This window comes from Streptococcus pneumoniae, assembly GCA_040719455.1.
Classification (GTDB): Bacteria; Bacillota; Bacilli; order Lactobacillales; family Streptococcaceae; genus Streptococcus; species Streptococcus pneumoniae_G.
Genome location: JBFDTN010000001.1, coordinates 191,038 through 212,884 on the forward strand (window position 1 = coordinate 191,038; position 21,847 = coordinate 212,884).

Genomic DNA, 21,847 nt, shown 5'->3' on the forward strand with positions numbered 1-21,847 from the left:
AAAATGGGCTTTGACTTTGTCTTTGCCTATTTTTTATCAGAAAAATTCCTTGAATCGATCTAGGAAAGAAGAAAAGAAACAAAAGAAGATGAAAACAGAAATTATTGAATATATCACGGCTCATGAGCGGGCCAGTATGAATGAATTGGCAGAAAATCTAGCCAAAAATAGTGCAAAAGAGTTTCGAGAGTTGGTTAAGACCATCTCTGAGATGGAGCGCAGACACCAGCTGCACTTTACAGATGATGGCATGATTGAGCTTAAACAAGAGCGGGAAAAGATGACTCTTAAAGGGATTTTTCACGCGCATAAGAATGGCTTTGGATTTGTGACGGTTGATGAGGGTGAGCCTGATTTGTTCGTAGGGCGCAATGATGTCAATCATGCCATTGATGGTGATACCGTAGAAGTGGTGATCACCAAGGTTGCCAATCGCTTGAAAGGTACATCTGCTGAAGCTAAGGTCATTGATATTTTGGAACATAGTCTGCAAACAGCTGTGGGGCAGCTGATTTTAGATGAAGAAAAGCCTAAATATGCAGGCTATATTCGCAGTAAAAATCAAAAAATCAGCCAAAAAATCTACGTTAAAAAACCAGCTCTTGTGCTGGATGGAACAGAAGTGCTGAGGGTTGCCATTGAAAAATACCCTCATCGGGGGCGTGATTTTTTTGTTGCGAGTGTCCTTGATGTGGTTGGGCATGTCAATGACCCTGGGATTGATGTCTTAGAGGTCTTGGAGTCCATGGACATTGTGTCCGAATTTCCAGATAAGGTCTTAGAAGAGGCCAATCAGATTCCTGAGAGTTTGCGTCCGAGTGACTATGAGGGACGTTTGGATTTGCGAGACGATATTATTTTCACCATTGACGGGGCAGATGCCAAAGATTTGGATGATGCGGTGCATATCAAGCGTTTGCCAAATAGCAACTTTGAATTGGGGGTACATATCGCTGATGTGTCTTATTATGTAACCGAAGGCTCGCATTTGGATAAGGAAGCCTTGAATCGTGCGACTTCTGTCTATGTCACAGACCGTGTGGTTCCTATGCTTCCTGAGCGCTTGTCAAATGGTATTTGCTCGCTGAATCCCAATGTGGATCGCTTAACCCAGTCTGCCATTATGGAAATTGATAAAAAAGGGCGCGTGGTCAACTATACCATTACACAGACGGTTATTCATACCACTTTTCGGATGACGTATAGTGCAGTGAATGAGATGATTGCAGGGAACTCTGAGACCTTAGAGAAGTACCAAAAGATTGCACCGAGCGTGGAGTTGATGGTGCAACTACACCATCTCTTAGAAAAGATGCGTTACCAGCGTGGAGCCTTGAATTTTGATACCAAGGAAGCGAAAATCATGGTCAATCAAAACGGCAAACCTGTGGACATTATTCTACGCGAGCGTGGGATTGCAGAGCGTATGATTGAGTCCTTCATGTTGATGGCAAATGAAACGGTGGCGGAGCATTTTAGCAAGTTGGATTTGCCGTTTATCTATCGGATTCACGAAGAGCCAAAGGCAGAAAAGGTTCAGACTTTTATTGACTATGCGTCAAGCTTTGGGATTCGGATTTATGGCACGGCTAGCAGCATGAGCCAAGAGACGCTTCAAGAAATCATGAAAAAGGTCGAAGGAGAGCCATATGAGGCTGTCTTGTCAATGATGCTTTTACGCTCTATGCAGCAGGCTAGGTATTCTGAGCACAATCATGGGCATTATGGGTTGGCAGCAGAGTATTATACGCATTTCACCAGTCCGATTCGTAGGTACCCAGATTTGTTGGTTCATCGCATGGTGAGAGATTATGGCAAGTCAAAAGAGGTTGACACTCATTTTGAGCAAGTTATTCCAGAGATTGCGAGCCAGTCGTCAAGCCGTGAACGCCGCGCCATTGAAGCTGAGCGTGAAGTGGAAGCGATGAAAAAAGCAGAATACATGGAAGAATTTGTGGGACAAGAGTTTGACGGTGTCATCTCAAGTGTCGTGAAATTCGGTCTATTTGTCGAATTGCCAAATACGGTTGAGGGCTTGATTCATGTGATCAATCTTCCAGAGTATTTCAATTACCAAGAGCGTACCATGACCCTGCATGGGGAAAAATCAGGTGTCGTCTTTGGTGTTGGGCATCCGATTAGAGTGCGTTTGACGAAAGCGGATAAGACGACAGGTGAGATTGACTTTGAATACCTACCAAGTGACTATGATGTCAAAGAGAAAAAGCAAAAAGGAAATTCTCGCAGACCTGAGAAAAAGCGTGAAAAAACACACGCGAAAGAAAAGAAAACGAAGAAACCGTTTTACAAGGACGTTGTAAAAAAAGGAGGAAAACATGGCAAAGGGAGAAGGAAAGGTCGTCGCTCAAAATAAAAAAGCGAGACATGACTACACCATTGTAGATACTATTGAAGCTGGTTTGGTCCTTACGGGTACAGAGATTAAGAGTGTTCGTGCTGCGCGGATCAACCTCAAAGACGGCTTTGCCCAAGTTAAAAATGGAGAAGTTTGGTTGAGCAATGTGCATATTGCCCCTTATGAAGAGGGAAATATCTGGAATCAAGACCCCGAACGTCGGAGAAAACTCCTGCTTCATAAAAAGCAAATTCAAAAGTTGGAACAAGAAACCAAAGGGACAGGAATGACCCTTGTGCCTTTAAAAGTCTATCTCAAGGACGGTTTTGCGAAGCTCTTGTTGGGTCTTGCTAAAGGGAAACACGATTATGATAAGCGTGAGTCCATCAAGCGTAGAGAGCAAAATCGTGATATCGCTCGTCAAATCAAAGCCTACAATCACAGATAGGAGGAGAAGATGAAGAAAATCAAACGCTATCTTTATTTGGCTCTCGCTTTTCTTTCTGTCTTTGCGATTGGGGGATTTGCAGCCTCTCATTTCTCAGGTGGACAGACCCAGATTACCTCTAGCCTGATTAAAAATCGCCTAGAAGGTGCCAAAGAATTGGTGACAACCAAGTATTACTATACCAATGTTGGCTCTTTTGAAAATCATCAAGACTTTTATGGTTGGAAAGTTCCCTTTACGACCAAGAAATTCATTCTCTCTTATGATGGAGTGATTCATGCAGGGATTGATCTTGACGAGATGACGGTCGAAGTCAAAGGTAAGACGATACAGCTGACCTTGCCAGAAGCAAAAATCCTCTCCCATGAGATTGATGATAGTAGCATCAAGGTTTTTGATGAGAAAAATTCGATTTTTAATAACATTCAGATTGAGGATTACACTTCATTTGCCAAAGGGCAAAAGGAAAAATTGGAAAAAGAAGCGATTGAAAAAGGTCTTTATACCAAGACCGTAGAGGATGCCGAAACAGCTCTAAAAGATTTGCTTTTTGCATCACTAGATATAGATAAGAGCTATCAGATTGAGTTTGTAACCAAGTAGGAGGACCTTATGACTCCGCTTTTCATGAGTCTGAGCCTCAAGGCTTTTCCAGCTCTTTTACCCCCCCAAAAAAAAAAAAGTTTGAATATCGCTCTCGGATGAGAGATGAGGAAGTCATAGCCCATCTCTATCTTTCTAGCCCTGTCAAGATGGTGGTCGGCTCTATGCACTTGGGACGGTGTATGGTTTTAAAGGATTTGTTAGAAAGTGAAATGATTGATGACACAACTAGCTCTTTACTAGAGCAGCATGTAGAGGCAGGCTCTCGCTACGCTCTTCCAATCAAGAGTTTATCTCTATTTACTAATCCGATGAGTCTAGCTGAGATTCGTGAAATCGCTTCTAGATTTAATCCTCCTCAGTCCTATTATTTACTGGAGAAATACCCCGCCTTATACGAGCAATTAGTAAAGCGCAGTCGCATAGACTATGCCATCAATCCACTGGAAAAAAAGGATTACTTGGGTCTATTTGTCGCAGATATTGTCGAGCGTTACGAAATAAATATCCCCGTAGTAGAGCACTTGCAGGAATATCTTTGAGAATAGTATCGTCATTTAGTTTAAATTGATTAGGTCGTTAGCTCGTTTTGCCTGCGACTCGTTGCCTTGTACTCAATCAAAACGAAACAACTATAAAAAACATAGACTTCTTGAGAGATTCAGGAAGTCTATTCTAAAAAGGACTACCAAGATTTAGAATATGAACCAAAAACAACGGATGTGATAGTGATGTGAATAAATACTATCTGTTTAGTTGGAATCAGGTTTATTAGGAGTTAAAAATGAGAGATTCACTATTTGATAAAGATCACTTTGATAGTTTATATAACTATTATAATGAAAAAATTAGTCATTTAGAAGATTCAATATATCAGGATACAGTTAAGGATAAAGTTCGTAAAATAGCTCCCATACGACTATTTAATTGGAAGTTCCAACAGCTCAAAATTATGTGTTCAAGAGGAGATTCTCTGGATGATATAAAACAAGCTTATTTAAAATTATTTGATAATTTTATAGATATTTTTACTTCGGATATTAACATTGATATTCAACATTTCATTGCATTAGGGCTATTACTCAATGTTTCTGAAGAAGAGTTAACCTTACTAAAGAAGATTAAGGATAATAGAAATATTATAGATGGATTTATTGGTTTATGTTTGTCAGACGTTCAGGCTATCTCAACATCCGATTTAGAAGACCTTTTAGAAAATTATAATAGTTTATTTAATATTTATAATTCATCTACTTTAGATAAGGAATCAAAAATAATAAGCTATTTGCAAAATTGGTATAATCAAATGAGAGAAACATATTTTTATGGTTCACACAAAGATACAGGTTTTTTCTATACTGGATATTGGTCGTTTGAAATCGCTGCGCTGGTAAAAATACTCAATATACCTGATGATTCTTTCAAAGACCATAAATATTACCCTTATGATTTAGTACATTTTGAAGGTTAAATGTGTTAAAACAATTAGTAAAATAGGAGAACAAGTTGTGCGTGATCAATTAAAAGATAATAATTATTTTGATTCATTTATTTCTAAACAGTATCAGCGATTAAGTATGTTTGAAAGTAGATTGTTAGATAATAAAGCTTTAAATGAAAAAGTTATTAAGAATATAAGATATGCTACTTTCAACATATCTTTTCAAATAATTGTATCAAGATATTCTAGGGGAGATAGTCTGACTGCAATCAAAGAAGATTATATAAAGAGTATCCCTAAATTTAAAGTTGTGTTCTCAGAGATTATTGATATGAATACTTGAAAAGGCAACAGTTTTCTGTACAAATTTTATGAAGTGTTTTTTTGCTTAATCGATGACTCGCTTAGTCATAGGCGTTTGGTAGTTGAGACTGCCATGAATGCGGTGGTGGTTCCACCAGTGAACGTAGTCTTTGGTTTTTAGAGCTAATTCTTCCAAGGAATGGAAGGTTTCTTGGTTAATAAACTCAAGTTTGAAAGAATGATAGGTACTCTCGGCTACGGCATTGTCATAGGGACAACCGGCTTGACTGAGTGAACGTGTGATACCAAAGGCTTCTAATATCTCATCAATCAGCTGATTATCAAACTCCTTCCCTCGATCAGAATGGAAGAGCTTGACCTTAGTCAGCGCATAAGGGATACTTTGAATAGCCTCTTTGACCAGCTCTGCAGTCTTGTTCCAACCAGCTGACAGTCCGATGATTTCGCGATTAAAGAGGTCAATGACCAAGCAGATATAAGCCCAACGCTTACCAACACGGACATAAGTTAAGTCCGTCACAAGAGCTTCCAAGGGCTTCTCTTGGTGAAACTGTCTGGCTAGGAGGTTTGGAATGGATGCCTCATTTTTCCCTTTAGCATGTGGTTTGAAGGCAGCCTTCTGGTAAACAGAAACCAAATTCAGTCTCTTCATGATGCGAGAAATCCGACGACGAGACAAGTTGATACCTTGTACTTCTAGACATTTCTTGATTTTCCTAGCACCGTATCTGGACTTGCTTTCGAGAAAAATGCGTTTGATTTTTTCTTCGAGACCAGCCTCGGATATAGACTCCATAGCTTTGTAGTAATAGCTAGAACGCGGAATGTTCAAGCACCGACACATGGCTGAAATGCTGTAATTCTTCTTGTTCGCAGTGATTATTTTCCTTTTCGTGCCATAATCACTGCCGCTTGCTTTAAGATATCGACCTGCATTTCAAGCTCTTTATTTCGTTTTCTGAGTTCAATCAGCTCACGCTGCTCATCAGTTAGGTTATCAACAGTTTTGAAGGAACCGGTTGTTCTTGCCTGTTTAACCCATTTATCTAAGGTTGAGGGAGTTAGCTCATACTCTTTGATAAGCTCGTTTCGTTTCATACCTGCCTTGTGAAGATCAACGATTTGTTGTTTGAATTCATCTGTGAAGTAGCGACGTGTTTTTCTAGACATATTTTCCTCCTGGTTTTCTTTAGTATAGAACACTTTATAATTTCTGTCTAGTTTAGTGTAACCTATTCAACTCTTTAATTTATAGCTTTGAGTGTACTATTGAATGTCAACTTATTTGACGATGAGGAATTTCTATTATCACTTGAAAAATTTAATATTTCAAATGGTATGATTGATATTTTTATGAAGAAAGAAGATATTATTGAAATTAGTAGCTATAACTCGTGGTGCTAGTTAATTTCAAACTACAATAAAAAGCTCAAAAGGACTATACTGTAAGTGCCGGAACAAACAGGAGGTAGTCCAAATGAGCCACTTACAGTATACCGCTAAATCTCATCACTTACAATGGAATTTGAAGCAATTATCAAAAATTTGCCATCAACTGTATAGAGATTATTGTCCTGAATCTTTCAAACATCGTCATAATGTCAGTCTATCTAAGGTTTCAGATCAATCTCTATTAGTCTTACTTCTCTTGCAAGCTGAACTAGGGATTAAGTCACAACGTCATTTCTACCGTCTCTGTTACTTATTTCCTTGTGGTCATCTTCTTGAACGAAGTCGTTTTAATCGACGAGCAAGACAGTTGATTTGGTTAGTTCAAGTCATTAGACAAGCAATGAATACTCAAATCTCACCTGCTTCCATTGTTATTATAGATAGCTTTCCCTTGCCACTTTGCCAACCTATCCGTAACTATAGAACACGTATTTTTAACGACTTAGCAGATATTGGCTACAATGCTTCCAAACATCTGTGGTTCTATGGATTCAAAGTACACCTGCTGGTAACTTTATCAGGCTATATTCTGAATTATGTTGTGACACCTGCATCAGTCCATGATATTAGGGCAGTTGATGACTTACTAGAAAATTGCCGACAACCTTATATTTTGGCAGATTTAGGCTATCTTAGTAAGGAACTTAAAGATCATTTGACCCAAAAAGGCTATCATCTATGGACTCCCTTACGCCAAAATATGGCAGGAGCTAAACAACATAATCATTGGAAATTGATGGCTATGAGACGAACCATTGAGACTCGCTTCTCAGAGCTTTGCGGTCTTTTTGATATAGAACACACACTGACTAGAAGTTTAGCAGGTCTGCAGTTAAGGCTGGAGCAAATTATACTGGCTTACAATCTGAGATACTTCGAGATTAACTAGCACCACGAGTAGCTATAAAGATATCAAACAGTTTAGACCATGGATTGCAGAACTCTACAATAAACCTGATGAGAGAGAAGCTATTATTTCTAAACAGCTGTCGAATTGGTATAGAAGTCAAAGAAGTAGTTATTTCTTCGGCTATGATAAAGAGGAAGAACCGTTATATTTTGGCTACTGGGCTTTAGAAATCGCTGCACTGGTAAAAGTACTCAACATACCTGATGATTCTTTCAAAGACCATAAATATTACCCTTATGATTTAGTCCATTTTGGAGATTAAAGATGTTAAAACAATTATTTCAAAACTTAAGAGAAGAGGAATGAATAATGGCTAGTTTAATTAATTTTCCGACTGAAATCATTTGTGGTGTGCAGTATAATGGCAAATTCTCTTGGTATGTATCCGATAGAGAGTTGTGGATTTTAGATTATACTATTTTAGATTCTCGTCTGGCACAATATGGATATAATATAGAAAGTTTGTCGATTGATTCAAAGAGAAGTGATAGTAAGGTCCTTGTAAAAGAAAACGCTGGAAACTTTCTTGAGAAAATGACAGAGTTTGAGGTCAGCTCAGAAGATTTACAAACCTATTTATTAGAATCAATAGATGAATTAGAGGATTCTTGGTATTATGATTTTCAACCTAGTTTATTTATAGATTTTGATGATAATCGTTTGTATAGTCAATACTCTGAATCAGAATCATTTGAGGATTATGTACCTTTCGGTTGGGTTGGAATGTACCGTAGTTTTTGGGATCTAATCCCAGTATCTCAAAGATTTTGGATACATAATGGAATAAATATATTTGAAATAAATAATAAATAATAGATAAAATATCAATGCTAATTGAACAAGTAATAGAGTTAGAGGCTCTCTTTTCTTAAGAGAAACAAGACGGCAGATACTCTAAAAATAAACGAACTAGAACGATCGTAATGAGGATAAAAGATGATAACTATAAAAAAGATAGCTTGGTTAGATGAAAACACTTATGAAGGGGAAGTAATGTTGATAGATAGTTACCAAAAAGAATTAGTATGTTTTACTTATTCAGTGGCTCCCGAAGGCATTACATTTGATACTATCTCGACCTCTGTAAATTCTGAACTTCTTCGGAGTGATGAGAGTAGTTATTTGTTAACCCGTACTAAAAATTTTGAGTACTACATTGTCGGAAAGGTGATTGATAAGAAAAAAACAGATGATAAAATGTTTTGATTATCGTTTCCAACTAGACTCACCCTTACCTGGAGATATTGTTGATGGAGAATGGATTGAATGCACTGTTGGAAGATTTGATTTATGATTTTTTAGGAGAAGTGATAGATGGTTGATATGAAATATAGCGATATTCGAGAAAGAATGCATAGTCTGATTATAGATTATATTGATGATGAGATTCTTCAATCGCAACTCTTAGAGAAAATCAACACAGAAAACGGTATTAGAGGTGTGTTATATGCGTTAGATGAGAATAAAACTAGAAAGTTTTCAGAAGAAGATGAAAATTTTTGTAAGGATTTATTTTTTTATTTTGGGTAGCAGATGAAGTTGTGAACCGTATTTCTTATTGAATACAATCTGAGTAGCAGAGGATTTTTAGAAATATCTTTGAATAAGATGTATTTAGAAGAGAGCCGATAGGGCTCTTTTTTTCTCCTTTTTACGAATAGTTAGGTAAGGAGGGATTTCTATGGAAAAAATCATGGAAACAGTGAAAGAATATAAGATTGTTGCAGGTTTTATCTGCTTGGGAGTACTACTTGGAGGATTTTTCCTCTTCCAGCGTCCAGTAGAAAGCAGCTCAAATGCCCAAAATCTAGCGCAGGAAGTCTTGGTAGCGTCTGAAGAGCCAAAAGAAGTCACAGATGAAATTGCAAAGACAGAAGAAGTTGAAGCAACAACGACTTTGACGGTAGATGTCAAAGGGGCAGTTAAAAATCCCGGTATTTATGAGCTAAAGACAGGTAGTCGTGTCAATGATGCCATAGAAGCAGCTGGTGGATTGAGCGCAGAGGCAGAAAGCAAATCTGTCAACCTAGCACAGAAATTGACCGATGAAGGAGTCGTCTATGTGGCAAGTGTTGGAGAAGAGGTGCCAAGAGTCAGCGGACAAGCTCCAGGAGATACCAAGGCACTTGGCGCTAGCGCTAGCGAGTCTGGTAAGGTCAATCTCAACACAGCTGATTTGGCAGCTTTACAGACCATCTCAGGAATTGGGCAAAAGCGGGCGCAGGACATTTTAGACTATCGGGAAGCAAACGGAAAGTTTAAATCTGTGGAAGATTTGAAAAATGTCTCTGGTATCGGGGCAAAGACCCTAGAAAAGCTAAAAGACTATGTCACAGTGGATTAAGAAATGTCCGATTCCCTTGATTTATTTGACCTTTCTCTTGGTCTGGCTCTATTATGCGATTTACCAAGGAGGGATCCTTTCTTGGGCAGGATGTAGCTTTCTCATGTTGCTGTTATGGTTGCGCTATACACGACATCAAGTCTTGCAGGTGTGTGGTATCTTGCTATTTTTTGCTTGTTTTTTCAGCTATCGAGCCATGGAGATGGAGAAAGGGGCAGTAGTTGCTCCTCCCACTCCGACGGAAATATTGGTCTTACCAGACACTATTAAGGTCAATGGGGATTCCCTATCTTTTCGTGGCAAAAGCGAAGGTCAGCTCTTTCAAGCCTTTTACAAATTAAAAACGAAGCAAGAAAAAGAGCAGTTTCAAGCTTTATCGAGCCTTGTTTACTTGAGCATTGAAGGAGAGCTTAATCAAGCCGAAGGGCAGCGCAATTTTAGAGGTTTTGATTATCAAAAGTACCTAAAAACACAAGGGATTTATCGAACCTTGAGTATTGAGAGAATCACATCTGTTCAGCCGGTTCCTACTTTTAATATCTTTGAGAGACTATCTAGTTGGCGAAAGGGTGCGATTGTCTTTATCAAAAAGACCTTTCCTCAGCCCATGTCAAACTACATGACAGGTCTGTTATTGGGGTATTTGGATACGGATTTTGAGGAGATGAATGACCTCTACTCTAGCTTGGGGATTATTCATCTATTTGCCCTATCAGGTATGCAGGTTGGTTTTTTCATGGACGCTTTTCGGAGAATCTTCTTAAGGCTTGGTTTGAAGATGGAAACGGTTCAGTATTTGCAGTATCCATTTTCCTTGTTTTATGCAGGCATGACAGGTTTTTCTGTTTCTGTTGTCCGTAGTTTGCTTCAAAAATTATGGGGACAGGCTGGTGTCAAGGGCTTGGATAATTTTGCTCTGACCATGATGACCTTAAGCATTTTTATGCCTAATTTTCTTCTCACAGCTGGTGGAGTTCTGTCCTGCGCCTATGCTTTTTTACTCAGTATGACAAACCGAGACGGTCTGTCTGTATGGCAGAAAATCTGCTATGAGAGTGCGACGATTTCTTTGGGTATTTTGCCGATTTTGCTCTTTTTCTTTGGGGAATTTCAGCCATGGTCTATTCCTTTGACCTTTCTATTCTCTTTTATTTTTGATGTTCTTCTTTTGCCGGGGCTTAGCATTCTCTTTATCCTAGCTCCTGTCATCGCTCTGACACAGGTCAATGGATTTTTCGAGCTATTGGAGCAAATCATTCGCTGGGTGGGAAGTTTAGCGTCAGCCCCCTTGGTCTTAGGACAACCAAGTCCTAGCTTACTTTTAGCCTTGCTATTTGTCCTTGCGATTTTCTATGATAAGCGGCAGATAAAACAGTGGCAATTTCCTTTACTGGGTGTGATTGTCTTTCTCTTTTTCTTATGCAAGTGTCCGCTGGAAAATGAAGTGACGATTGTAGATATTGGGCAGGGAGATAGTATTTTTCTGAGAGATATGACGGGGAAAAATATGCTGATTGATGTTGGCGGTCGTGTTGACCTTGGAAAGAAAGAAGATTGGCAGAAACGAGTCAGTAGTTCCAATGCCGAGCGAACCTTGATTCCTTATCTAAAAAGCCGTGGTGTTGGGCAGGTGGATAAGCTAGTCTTGACGCACACCGATACAGACCATATGGGGGATATGCTTGCGGTAGCCAAAGCGTTTCCGATTCGTGAGGTTTATATTTCTAAAGGCAGTTTGACCAAGAAAGATTTTGTGGAAAAGCTGGATCAGCTGGGTGCAAGGATTCATGTTGTGGAAGTCGGAGATCAACTGCCTATTATGGGTAGCCAGCTCAAAGTCCTATATCCTAATAGCACAGGCGATGGTGGAAATAATGACTCCATTGTGCTCTATGGAGAATTGCTCAAGACTAGATTTCTCTTTACTGGAGACTTGGAGACAGAAGGAGAAGAGGAGTTGATGAGAACTTTTCCAAATCTACAAGTGGATGTGCTAAAGGTCGGTCACCATGGCTCAAAAGGCAGCTCAAGCCCTGCATTTCTCGATCAGATAAAGCCAAAGCTAGCCTTGATTTCAGCAGGTAAGAAAAATCGCTACAAGCATCCTCACCAAGAGACCCTAGATAGATTTGAGGAGCGTCAAATCAAGGTCTTTCGATCTGACGAGCAAGGATCTATTCGCTTTAAGGGGGTATCAGACTGGACAGTGGAAACAGTCCGCTGATGTCAAGAAAATTCTTGCCATCTAATTTGCAATGTGATACCATAGAAAAATTAGTGACCATCAAACGGATGCTTAGGAATGAGTTGGGGACTGAAGCAGCAGTTGTTAGTCAAATGCTATCTAAGTTGGTTACTGATAATGTTTTATTATTGCAAGACCAGAATACATATCAAGAAAAGTATCAGAAATTGGTTAGTAAGTATGATTTATTGATTTCTGAGCTTGAATCTGTAAAAATTTGATGATTTTCTATGGGAAACTACTGTATCTAAAGTAGTTATAGAAAATTCAAAAATACCAACATTTATTTTTAAAAATAGAATGGTCGTAACTTTATGAGGTTACGACTATTTTTTGTTATAATTATAGTAATATCGGAAATAGGAGATATCTTTATGGATAATTATCTTAAAAGAATTAAAGGAACTTTAAACTATAAACTTTCGCTTAGTAATATTGAACTTTATCACAGCAACTTGTTATCAGATGTATTAGAAAAATTTTGCGATCAGCCCTTTACTTTATTGGACGGTGTTGTTGAAAACTATGATAATTTTAGAGTTACTAAGGTTCAAAGGGAAAAAAAGAATAAGGATTTAACAATTAATTTAACTGATGATAGAAGGGATATAATGGTAATCATAGAAAATAAATTTAAATCTATTCCTTATAGAGAACAGCTTGTGAAGTATATGGTTGAAGATAAAGAGACCTATTATATTTTACTCTCATTAACCCAACCAGCAGAAGGTGTTCTACCAGAAGGTTGGGTATGGAAAAATTATGATGCACTAAGTAGTTACTACCTTACTATTTCTGATTCTATAGAAACTAATTCTGATTCTATAGAAACTAAGAGTAAACTTTACAGCGAGTTCTTAAAAGATTATGCAGATTATGTAGAATCAATTTCCTATTTACTAGAAATTGATAGTCTAGACATGAATATTAGGGACTATTATTTAAATGAGGATGTAGAGAAAAAAATTACAGAAATAGGATTAATTGATTTAGTTCATAAAATTAGATATGAGAACATGAAAAATAGGATTGATTCCTCAAATGTAACCACCTATTCAGGAAGGATAAGTGGTGGTTATTATTTTGGTTGTACTTATAAAATTTCTGATAAAATTAGTTTTGACATTCAAATACAAGGGGATCAATATAGACATAAATTAAATGTAAGCAAGTCTATCGTTAAGTCTTTATCTGAACTTAAAGAAATTTGTGATAAGTTAAAGACTGATGCTTTACTATTCAACTATACAGAGGGTGAAGGAGCAGGATTCTTTAATACTGCTAACAGACGTAAAGATTGGAACAAATATGAAAGCAGAGATTCTGTGGATTTATATGATTATAAAAAAATAAAAAGAGAAACTTCCTTTGACCAACTTATTTCATACCTTAATAAAGATTTATCACAATTAATTAGTAATGCTGATGAGATAAAAGAAGTCGTTCTTGAGTCATAATTTTTAGCTATGATTATATCAGTTTGAGTACCCATACTGATACAGACTACATGGGAGATATGCTCGCGGTAGCCAAAGCGTTGCCGAAGATAGATTTGCGGAGCGTCAAATCAAGGTCCTTCGATCTGACGAGCAAGGAGCGATTCGCTTTAAGGGGGTATCAGATTGGACAGTGGAGACAGTTCGCTGATGTCAAGAAAATTCTTGCCATCTAATTTGCAATGTGATACCATAGAAAAAAAGGAATGTGGAGCTTAGGATGTTTAAAGCCTATAAGAAATTTTGGATGCAGTATGTGGATTTTGCAGGAAAATCTAGTCGTTCAGACTATTGGTGGGTTGTTCTTTGTAATATCTTGATTATGGCACCTTTTATGATTTATATCATTTCAAAGTTCTTAATTTTTGCTGTCGAACCCTTAACAGGTACTGCTTATGGTGGTTCCGCAGCGGTTAGTCCTACTCTTTTTTCAGGTCTTAGCTCGCTACTTTTCGTACTGATTGTAGTTGGGCTATATAGCTTAGCGATTTTGATTCCAAGCTATGCTATTATGGTACGTCGTTTGCGAGATGCAGGTTTTCATTGGGGCTTTATTTTCTTACACCTTGGACCAGCGATTCTATCTTGGGTGCATTTTGAAGATAATGGGTTGATTTTTCTTCTTAGCCTCGTGTTAAATATTGTACTTATTGTTCTTCTTTGTATGCCGACAAAGGATGATACAAAGCCCGTCCCTGTGACGAGCTATCGTGTGATTGACGAGCAAAATTTGGAAAATTCAACACCAGCTGTGCCACCTGTGGTAGAAAGCTGGGAGATGGATGAGGACAAATAGAGCATAGGAGAGGCTGGGAAAATTTCCTGACCTCTTTTGTTTTATAGTTTGAATAGTCTGACGCAGTAGTTGACTAGGTTTGTAAAAAGGACAGGATATGAAGATACAGATTACAGGAGATAGTTTGGCTGCGAGATATGAGGGGCATGCCATTCCTATTTTAAATGATTTATTAGCGGATTATTATCCAAATAGTGAACTGATAAATACGGCTATTTCAGGACAAAATAGTCAGGATTTGCTAGAGAGAAAGGAGATTATCCAGCAAGCAGGTGGTGATTTTCTCTTTCTCTTTGTGGGGAGCAATGACTTAGCAAGGCATAAGCAGATAGATCTAAAAACCTTTCGTGCGAATCTTTCTAGCTTGATAGATGGGGTAAGAGACGCGGTTGGTGAGATTATCCTCGTCTCTCCTCCACCTGTGGACGAAGTTAAGCAAGCGTTTCGTGACAATCCGTTGATTTTGACCTATGTTCGTGTTATGGAAGAGGTAGCAGGAGAGAAAAGCTGTCTATTTCTCAATTTGTTTCAATTATTTTCAGAAAATGCTGTCCCCTTGGTTGATTTGATGACAGGTTTGGCGGATGATGGTCTGCATTTTGGAGAGAAAGGGTATCAATTACTAGTGAGAGAAATGTCTGCTCTGATAAATAGTCGCAAATCTAAGGAAAATTTGGTATGATAGAACAAAGAATTTCGGATGAAAGAGAAGAAATCAATGGAACATTCAGCTTGGCATGACTTGATAAAACAAGAGCTTCCAGAAGGCTATTTTGGAAAAATCAATCAATTTTTGAATTATGTGTATGAACATGGTGTTATTTATCCTCCGCGGGAAAAGGTCTTTAACGCCATTCAGACGACTAGCTTAGAAGATGTGAAAGTAGTCATCTTGGGTCAGGACCCCTATCATGGTCCTAAGCAGGCGCAGGGTTTGAGCTTCTCTGTGCCAAATGATCTGCTAGCGCCACCTTCTCTGCAAAATATTCTAAAAGAATTGGCAGGTGATGTGGGAGAAAAAAGGGAGCATGATTTGACACCGTGGGCGGAGCAAGGGGTGCTGCTCCTCAATGCTAGCTTGACCGTTCCAGCAGGGCAAGCCAATGGACATGCTGGCCAAATCTGGGAACCCTTTACGGATGCTATCATCAAGGTGGTCAACCAAAAAGAAAGCCCTGTTGTCTTTATTCTTTGGGGCTCTTATGCCCGTAAGAAAAAGGCTTTCGTGACCAATCCCCATCACCTCGTGATTGAGTCAGCTCACCCAAGCCCCTTGTCTGCTTATCGTGGCTTTTTTGGCAGCAGACCTTTTTCACGAACCAATCAATTTTTAGAAAGTAAGGGCTTAGAGCCGATTAACTGGCTCTTATAGGAGGAATCATGGTAAAGTTAGCAACGATTTGTTACATTGACAACGGAAAAGAATTGCTCATGCTGCACCGCAATAAAAAGAAAAATGATGTTCATGCTGGCAAATGGATTGGCGTAGGCGGTAAGTTAGAAGCCGGAGAAACACCACAGGAATGCGCCGTGAGAGAAATTTTTGAGGAAACGGGCTTGCGAGCGAAACCGATTTTAAAAGGGATTATCACCTTTCCAGAATTTACACCAGGCCATGACTGGTACACCTATGTCTTTACGGCAACCGAGTTTGAGGGTGAACTAATCGATTGTGTTGAGGGAACGCTCGAATGGGTGCCTTACGAGGAGGTTCTTTCTAAGCCAACTTGGGAGGGCGACCACACCTTTGTCTCTTGGTTACTGGAAAACAAGCCCTTCTTTTCAGCCAAGTTTAGCTATAAGGGCGATACCTTGGTAGATACTCACGTGGATTTTTATGGATAGGAGACGAGCATGTATGCAGTGATTGCAGTTTTTGATGAAGAAACGAATAAAGAAATTCGTAGGATTTGGCATAGTCTAGCTCAGGAGAATATCTCACATTACGGCATGGAAATTCCTAATCGTAGACCCCATATTACCTTAGCTAGTTATGAGAATATAGCAGACATGCCTAAGTTTGAGGAGATATTGTCACAATTCTGTGCTCGTCAGCCTGTGCTAAATATTCGTTTTTCGATGTTGGGTACCTTTTTAAAAAGTCGTGTTCTTGGATTGTTCCCAACCGTAACGGATGAACTGTACCACCTACATCGAGATATTCATCAAGCCTTATCGGTTCTTGGTGATGAGGCTTCACTCTATCATCCTGATAAATGGACTCCTCACTGTACCTTGGTGAATCGTGTATCTGATTCAAATTTAGAGAGGGCTTATGCCTATTGTCAGAAGTATTTTGAACCGTTTTCTACTCAGTTAACCGAGCTTATCGTACTTCAATTTCACACTTCTCAGGAAATTGAGGAAATTTATCGGTTTCCTTTACAGAAATATTAGAAAGGATATGGAATGTTACTTATCAAAAATGGTCGGGTCATGGATCCGAAAACAGGCTTTGATCGAGTCTCTGATGTCTTGGTTGAAGGTAAGAAAATTGTGCGGATTGCAGAAACGATTGACGCACAAGCAGCTCAAGTGATTGATGCGACAGGAATGGTGGTGGCACCGGGCTTGATTGATATTCATGTGCATTTTAGAGAACCTGGTCAGACCCACAAGGAGGACATTCATACGGGTGCCTTGTCGGCTGCTGCTGGGGGCTTCACACGGGTGGTCATGATGGCCAATACCAGTCCAACCATTTCAACAGTTGAGACCTTGGAAGAAGTCTTGGCATCGGCTGCGCGTGAAGCTATTCATATCCATTCTGTTGCAACCATTACAGAGAATTTTGACGGGCAACACTTGACCGATTTCAAGAATCTCTTGGCAGCAGGAGCTGTTGGATTTTCTGATGACGGGATTCCTTTGACCAGCTCTCGTGTGGTACGGGAGGCCATGGAAGAGGCAAAAAAATTGGGAACCTTCATCAGTCTCCATGAAGAAGATCCTGAATTAAATGGCATTTTGGGTCTCAATGAAGAGATTGCCCGCAAGCATTTCCATGTCTGCGGGGCGACAGGTGTGGCAGAGTATAGCATGGTGGCACGTGATGTCATGATTGCCTATGCGACTAAGGCGCAGGTGCACATCCAGCACTTGTCCAAGGAAGAAAGTGTCAAAGTGGTTGAATTTGCTCAGCAGTTGGGTGCACAGGTCACGGCAGAAGTAGCACCGCAGCACTTCTCCAAGACGGAAAATCTACTCTTGACCCAAGGCAGCAATGCCAAGATGAATCCGCCTTTGCGTTTAGAATCAGACCGTTTGGCAGTCATCGAGGGCTTGAAATCAGGAGTTATTTCCATTATCGCAACCGACCACGCCCCTCATCACAAGGACGAGAAAAACGTAGCAGATATCACCCAAGCGCCGTCTGGCATGACAGGACTAGAAACCTCACTCTCGCTCGGCTTGACCTATCTGGTGGCAGAGGAGCATTTGACCTTGATGGAGCTCCTGGAAAAAATGACCCTAAATCCTGCTCAACTCTACCAGTTTGATGCGGGGTATTTGGCAGAAAATGGCCCAGCAGATATCACCATTTTTGCTCCAGATGAAGAACGAATCGTCGCACCAGAATTCCAATCAAAGGCCAGCAATTCGCCATTTGTCGGTGAAGCCTTAAAAGGTCAGGTTCACTATACCATTTGTGATGGTGAGATTGTCTATCAAGCTTAGCCTTTAGAAAGCTCTTATGAAATTCTCATGAGAGTTTTTTCTTTCTTTTCAAAAAGGCGAACATTTGCTAGAAAAGTTCAAAAAATAGTTTTGTTTAAGTTATAAATATGATAAAATAAAACTAACAAAAAGAAAAAAGAGGGTAAACCATGAAAAAGAAATCTATCATGTTTTCGATTGCATCAACTGCTTTATTAGCACCAGCTCTATTGGCGAATCATGCCTTTGCAGAGGGGGCAGTTGGTGAAGAGGCTTCGACACCTGCATCTCGGACAGAAATCACAGCTAATCCGGCAACGGTAGAAACCGACAAAGATGTAGTCGTTCTTCATACCAATGACGTGCACGGACGAATTGTCGAAGAAAAAAATCGTGATGGTGAGACAACCGTTATTGGCGATGCCAAGTTAGCAGCAGTCTTAGAGGAAGAATCTGCAAAAGCAGATCAACATACCTTGGTCGTGGATGCAGGAGATGCCTTCCAAGGTTTGCCTATTTCAAATAGTTCAAAAGGGGAAGAACGTGCGAAAATCCTCAACGAAATGAACTATGATGCGATGGCAGTAGGGAACCATGAGTTTGACTTTGGTTTAGATGAAGTCAAGAAATACAAAGAAATCTTGAACTTCCCACTGTTGAGTACCAATACTTACATCAATGGTGCACGTTTGTTTGAAGCCTATACCGTTGTTGATAAGGACAAGACGGTCAAAGGTGATGAGTTTGTCGTTATTGGTGTGACAACACCTGAAACAGCAACAAAAACACACCCTCGTAATGTTGAAGGTGTCGAATTTAGAGAACCAATTGATGAAGTCAACAAGGTTATCGCAGAGATTGAATCGAAAGCCGCAGCAGTCGGAGCAGAGTACAAGAATTATGTTATCCTCGCTCACTTGGGTGTAGATACTACAACACCAATGGCTTGGCGTGGTTCTAGCTTGGCAGAAGCCTTGGCAGCCAATGAAGTCTTAAAAGGCAAACGTGTAGTTGTTATTGATGGTCACTCTCATACAGTAGAATCAACAACTTACGGTACAAATGTGACCTATAACCAAACAGGAAGTTACCTCCACAATGTTGGTAAAGTCACTTATAAGGCAAAAGACCTGCTAGGAACACCAACGCAAATCACTGCTAAATCAGTGACAGCAACAGTTCCAAATGCGAAAATCGAAGCCCTCGTAAAAACAATCAAAGATAAGTATGACGCTGAGAATGCTAAAGTCGTTGTAGCCAACAGCCCAGTAGAGCTCAGTGGTGATCGTGAAAATGTCCGTGTTCGTGAAACCAACCTTGGAAATATCGTAGCAGATGCACTTTATGCTTATGGACAAACAGGCTTTGTCAATAAATCTCATTTGGCAGTGACAAACGGTGGCGGTCTTCGTGAAACGATTGCAAAAGACAAACCGATTACGAAAGGAAGCGTCATTGCAGTCTTGCCATTTGGAAATATCATCTCTCAAATTACGGTGACAGGTCAAGCAGTTCAAGAGATGTTTACTAAATCACTCGGCTCTATCCTACAAGTGGACAAGGATGGCAAGCATGTATTAGATGAAAATGGTCAACCTCTACTTGAGGCAAGCGGTGGTTTCCTTCAAATCGCTGGTGCTAAAGTTTACTACGACACCAACTTACCAGCTGAGAAACGTGTATTAGCTATTGAAATCAAGGATCCAGAAACTGGTAAATATGAACCGCTAGATGTGAAGAAAACCTATTATCTTGCAACTAATGACTTCCTAGCGGCTGGAGGAGATGGTTACACTATGCTTGGTGGAGCGCGTGAAGAAGGACCATCTATGGATGAAGTCTTTGCAGAATTCTTGAAGACTGCAAAATTGGAAGACTATGCGGTTGTTAATCCAAATATGAGAACCATTTCAATTAGCCAAGTTAAGTATGAAGAAATGTTGAAAGCTGAACAAGGTCAGACAGGTCAACAAGGTCTCGGAGATACTGAACTTCCATCTGAACAAGGTCAAGGAAACTCTAATAAACCATCTATGTATGGTTCACATGCTGGGCAAATGACTTACGGAGCACCAAAAGCTCAAAAAATGCCAACAGCTATTGCAAAAGTCAGTGAGACAAAAGCACTTCCAAAAACAGGAAGCAAGGACTCCGCTCTTCTTTCTATCTTTGGTGCAAGTCTTGCACTACTTGGTCTATCTAGCTTGAAAAAGTCAGAGAAAAACTAAATGAAAAGTGAAAAACTTGGTTAGCCTTTTGGCTTTCCAAGTTTTTTGTATAGTCATCTATTTTAAATGTATGACGTCGTTAACTCATCTTACTTAAGTTAAGTTCTGCCTGCGACTCATTGCCTCGTACTTATATAAAAAACCACCGTTTAAACGATGGTTATGATTTTGGCTGTTGCTTGGTGATGTTAAGTCCCCACGGCACGAGATTTTCCTTATGCTCCAGGATGCGCGTGATATTGTCCTTATGGCGAATGATAATCAAACTACCAAGTAAGATGATGACGGTTGTAAAGAGAACATCGTAGCTAGATAGTAAAAAGCCGAATAAAGGAAAGAGTAGCACCCCTACGATAGCTAAAATTGCTGAGAGAATGCTCGAGAGGGAAATCATACTGCCAAGATATAGAGTTGTAAAGAAAATGACAAAGAGATAGCCAAAGAAAGCAGGTGCAAAGCCCAAAACGACACCAGCACTGGTTGCCACAGCCTTTCCTCCCTTAAAGTTGGCAAAGATTGGAAAAGTATGTCCTAAAACTGCCAATAAGCCAAAGATCATAGGAGAAATACCTGTCACACCAAAAAGAGTCGGCAGGAGTGTCGCGATGGTTCCCTTTAGGAAATCAAAGGCAAAGGTGGCAATACCAGCTTTGACTCCAAGGACACGAAAGGTATTGGTCGTTCCCGTATTTCCGCTACCGTAGTCACGGAGATTTTTCTTAAAAAAGATTTGCCCGATCCACAAGCCAGCTGGTACAGAGCCCATGAGATAGGCGAGGCTTAAGAGTAATACTAATTTCATCATAGCCTTATTATACCATGAAAACAGCTCTTCGTAACCATAGAACCCTAGAATATTTTCAGTAAACTGTCTAGGCAGATAAAGCCAGTGTAGAAGTAAAAGAAATAGAGTATTTATAATGATGCAAAACCTTGAAAAACGATGCTATACTATGCATAGCAGGTATTGACTTAGTAATGGATACTTGCTATACTATACATGATAGGTATTGACTACTAAGTCAATACCTTAATCTAAACAGTAATAACATCATAGAGGTTTGGTATGTCAGTTTCTCTGGTTGAGTCTTTTTTAGCAGCAAACGCGGAAAATTTACCTATGAAAGAGATTCCTTTATTGCGTCAGCGAATGAGTGTTTTGGAGGAGGAGCAGATTCAAGGTGTGGTTGCGACACAGATGAAAAAGCCCTTTATTGCTCTCGTATTATGTATCTTTTTCCAATGGTTGGGAATCCACCGATTTTATCTAGGACAGATGCTTGCAGGTTTTACTTACTTATTATTGCGCGTGCCTTTATTTATTTGTCTCTTTCTCTATGTTCCCCTTGTTCTTTTTTCTGGTGGAAGTACTTTTGTGGCTACGCTTATTGCCTTTTTGTTGGTGGCTTGGTTTCTCTTATGGACATTCTATGATTTGGTGACCATTTACTGGGCAACAAAGCAAGCAAATTTAGATCATTTGAACCAAGTCATGTTAACAATCTATAAAAGCAATCCAGTGGTGATTGTGAGAAAGGAGGATTGAG

24 protein-coding genes and 1 pseudogene are annotated in these 21,847 nt (G+C 39.5%); 23 read left to right on the top strand and 2 right to left on the bottom strand.

Going from position 1 to position 21,847, the window contains the following annotated elements; all coding sequences use genetic code 11:
- Positions 1-88: 88 nt before the first annotated feature.
- The 6 genes from rnr to AB1I63_00885 all read left to right on the top strand — a co-directional run bounded on the left by rnr (position 89) and on the right by AB1I63_00885 (position 5,191).
- Positions 89-2,374 carry a ribonuclease R gene (gene rnr / locus AB1I63_00860; protein MEW4353444.1) on the top strand — a complete coding sequence of 762 codons (2,286 nt, stop codon included), beginning with the start codon at positions 89-91 and terminating at the stop codon, positions 2,372-2,374.
- Positions 2,337-2,804, top strand: a complete 468-nt coding sequence (gene smpB, locus AB1I63_00865) for an SsrA-binding protein SmpB (GenBank protein MEW4353445.1) — start codon at positions 2,337-2,339, stop codon at positions 2,802-2,804. The genes rnr and smpB overlap by 38 nt, the downstream gene beginning before the upstream one ends.
- Positions 2,805-2,813: 9 nt before the next feature.
- A complete protein-coding gene (locus AB1I63_00870; protein ID MEW4353446.1) occupies positions 2,814-3,407 on the top strand; it encodes a DUF4230 domain-containing protein in 594 nt (197 codons plus the stop codon).
- A 98-nt stretch (positions 3,408-3,505) separates the two neighbouring features.
- Positions 3,506-3,949: a hypothetical protein gene (locus AB1I63_00875; GenBank protein MEW4353447.1), complete on the top strand. Its 444-nt coding sequence runs from the start codon at positions 3,506-3,508 to the stop codon at positions 3,947-3,949.
- A gap of 242 nt (positions 3,950-4,191) precedes the next feature.
- Positions 4,192-4,878 carry a PoNe immunity protein domain-containing protein gene (locus AB1I63_00880; protein ID MEW4353448.1) on the top strand — a complete coding sequence of 229 codons (687 nt, stop codon included), beginning with the start codon at positions 4,192-4,194 and terminating at the stop codon, positions 4,876-4,878.
- A gap of 37 nt (positions 4,879-4,915) precedes the next feature.
- Positions 4,916-5,191: a PoNe immunity protein domain-containing protein gene (locus tag AB1I63_00885; GenBank protein ID MEW4353449.1), complete on the top strand. Its 276-nt coding sequence runs from the start codon at positions 4,916-4,918 to the stop codon at positions 5,189-5,191.
- 45 nt (positions 5,192-5,236) lie between these two features.
- Here AB1I63_00885 and AB1I63_00890 read toward each other — a convergent pair.
- Positions 5,237-6,342 (bottom strand): IS3 family transposase gene (locus AB1I63_00890; GenBank protein MEW4353450.1). Its coding sequence is split into 2 segments (ribosomal slippage): positions 5,237-6,066 and positions 6,066-6,342, totalling 1,107 coding nucleotides; the frame shifts between segments, so codons are not numbered across the junction.
- Positions 6,343-6,649: 307 nt separating this feature from the next.
- On the opposite strand from AB1I63_00890, the gene AB1I63_00895 reads away from it, so the two are divergent.
- The 16 genes and pseudogenes from AB1I63_00895 (at position 6,650) to nt5e (ending at position 20,300) form a co-directional block, all read left to right on the top strand.
- Positions 6,650-7,513, top strand: coding sequence for an IS982 family transposase (locus AB1I63_00895; GenBank protein ID MEW4353451.1), 864 nt, complete (start codon positions 6,650-6,652; stop codon positions 7,511-7,513).
- Between the two features lie 10 nt (positions 7,514-7,523).
- Positions 7,524-7,796 (top strand): annotated as a pseudogene (locus AB1I63_00900) (PoNe immunity protein domain-containing protein).
- Between the two features lie 47 nt (positions 7,797-7,843).
- Complete coding sequence (locus AB1I63_00905) at positions 7,844-8,347, top strand: hypothetical protein (protein ID MEW4353452.1); 504 nt, start codon at positions 7,844-7,846, stop codon at positions 8,345-8,347.
- A 123-nt stretch (positions 8,348-8,470) separates the two neighbouring features.
- Complete coding sequence (locus AB1I63_00910) at positions 8,471-8,740, top strand: hypothetical protein (protein MEW4353453.1); 270 nt, start codon at positions 8,471-8,473, stop codon at positions 8,738-8,740.
- 108 nt (positions 8,741-8,848) lie between these two features.
- Positions 8,849-9,064 carry a hypothetical protein gene (locus AB1I63_00915; protein ID MEW4353454.1) on the top strand — a complete coding sequence of 72 codons (216 nt, stop codon included), beginning with the start codon at positions 8,849-8,851 and terminating at the stop codon, positions 9,062-9,064.
- Positions 9,065-9,215: 151 nt separating this feature from the next.
- Positions 9,216-9,878, top strand: coding sequence for a helix-hairpin-helix domain-containing protein (locus AB1I63_00920; protein ID MEW4353455.1), 663 nt, complete (start codon positions 9,216-9,218; stop codon positions 9,876-9,878).
- On the top strand, positions 9,862-12,102 hold the full coding sequence (locus AB1I63_00925) for a DNA internalization-related competence protein ComEC/Rec2 (GenBank protein MEW4353456.1): 2,241 nt from the start codon (positions 9,862-9,864) through the stop codon (positions 12,100-12,102). The genes AB1I63_00920 and AB1I63_00925 overlap by 17 nt, the downstream gene beginning before the upstream one ends.
- Positions 12,102-12,344 (top strand): hypothetical protein, encoded by a 243-nt coding sequence (locus tag AB1I63_00930; protein MEW4353457.1) that lies wholly within the window; start codon positions 12,102-12,104, stop codon positions 12,342-12,344. Before AB1I63_00925 ends, AB1I63_00930 begins: the two co-directional genes overlap by 1 nt.
- Before the next feature lie 153 nt (positions 12,345-12,497).
- Positions 12,498-13,580 carry a PD-(D/E)XK nuclease family protein gene (locus tag AB1I63_00935; protein ID MEW4353458.1) on the top strand — a complete coding sequence of 361 codons (1,083 nt, stop codon included), beginning with the start codon at positions 12,498-12,500 and terminating at the stop codon, positions 13,578-13,580.
- A gap of 259 nt (positions 13,581-13,839) precedes the next feature.
- Positions 13,840-14,415, top strand: coding sequence for a DUF805 domain-containing protein (locus tag AB1I63_00940; GenBank protein MEW4353459.1), 576 nt, complete (start codon positions 13,840-13,842; stop codon positions 14,413-14,415).
- A gap of 97 nt (positions 14,416-14,512) precedes the next feature.
- Positions 14,513-15,097: a GDSL-type esterase/lipase family protein gene (locus tag AB1I63_00945; protein MEW4353460.1), complete on the top strand. Its 585-nt coding sequence runs from the start codon at positions 14,513-14,515 to the stop codon at positions 15,095-15,097.
- Positions 15,098-15,133: 36 nt separating this feature from the next.
- The gene (locus tag AB1I63_00950; protein ID MEW4353461.1) at positions 15,134-15,787 is read left to right on the top strand and encodes a uracil-DNA glycosylase; all 654 of its coding nucleotides are present in this window, start codon (positions 15,134-15,136) and stop codon (positions 15,785-15,787) included.
- An 8-nt stretch (positions 15,788-15,795) separates the two neighbouring features.
- Entirely contained in the window at positions 15,796-16,260 is a 465-nt protein-coding gene (locus AB1I63_00955; protein MEW4353462.1) for an 8-oxo-dGTP diphosphatase, read from the top strand.
- A 9-nt stretch (positions 16,261-16,269) separates the two neighbouring features.
- Positions 16,270-16,812 (top strand): 2'-5' RNA ligase family protein, encoded by a 543-nt coding sequence (locus AB1I63_00960; protein MEW4353463.1) that lies wholly within the window; start codon positions 16,270-16,272, stop codon positions 16,810-16,812.
- A 12-nt stretch (positions 16,813-16,824) separates the two neighbouring features.
- On the top strand, positions 16,825-18,093 hold the full coding sequence (locus AB1I63_00965) for a dihydroorotase (protein MEW4353464.1): 1,269 nt from the start codon (positions 16,825-16,827) through the stop codon (positions 18,091-18,093).
- A 149-nt stretch (positions 18,094-18,242) separates the two neighbouring features.
- Positions 18,243-20,300, top strand: a complete 2,058-nt coding sequence (nt5e, locus tag AB1I63_00970; protein MEW4353465.1) for a cell surface ecto-5'-nucleotidase Nt5e — start codon at positions 18,243-18,245, stop codon at positions 20,298-20,300.
- Positions 20,301-20,460: 160 nt separating this feature from the next.
- Here nt5e and plsY read toward each other — a convergent pair whose 3' ends face one another.
- On the bottom strand, positions 20,461-21,105 hold the full coding sequence (plsY, locus tag AB1I63_00975) for a glycerol-3-phosphate 1-O-acyltransferase PlsY (protein ID MEW4353466.1): 645 nt from the start codon (positions 21,103-21,105) through the stop codon (positions 20,461-20,463).
- A gap of 261 nt (positions 21,106-21,366) precedes the next feature.
- Here plsY and AB1I63_00980 point away from each other — a divergent pair, with 261 nt between their 5' ends.
- Positions 21,367-21,846 carry an NINE protein gene (locus AB1I63_00980; GenBank protein ID MEW4353467.1) on the top strand — a complete coding sequence of 160 codons (480 nt, stop codon included), beginning with the start codon at positions 21,367-21,369 and terminating at the stop codon, positions 21,844-21,846.
- Position 21,847 lies beyond the last annotated feature (1 nt).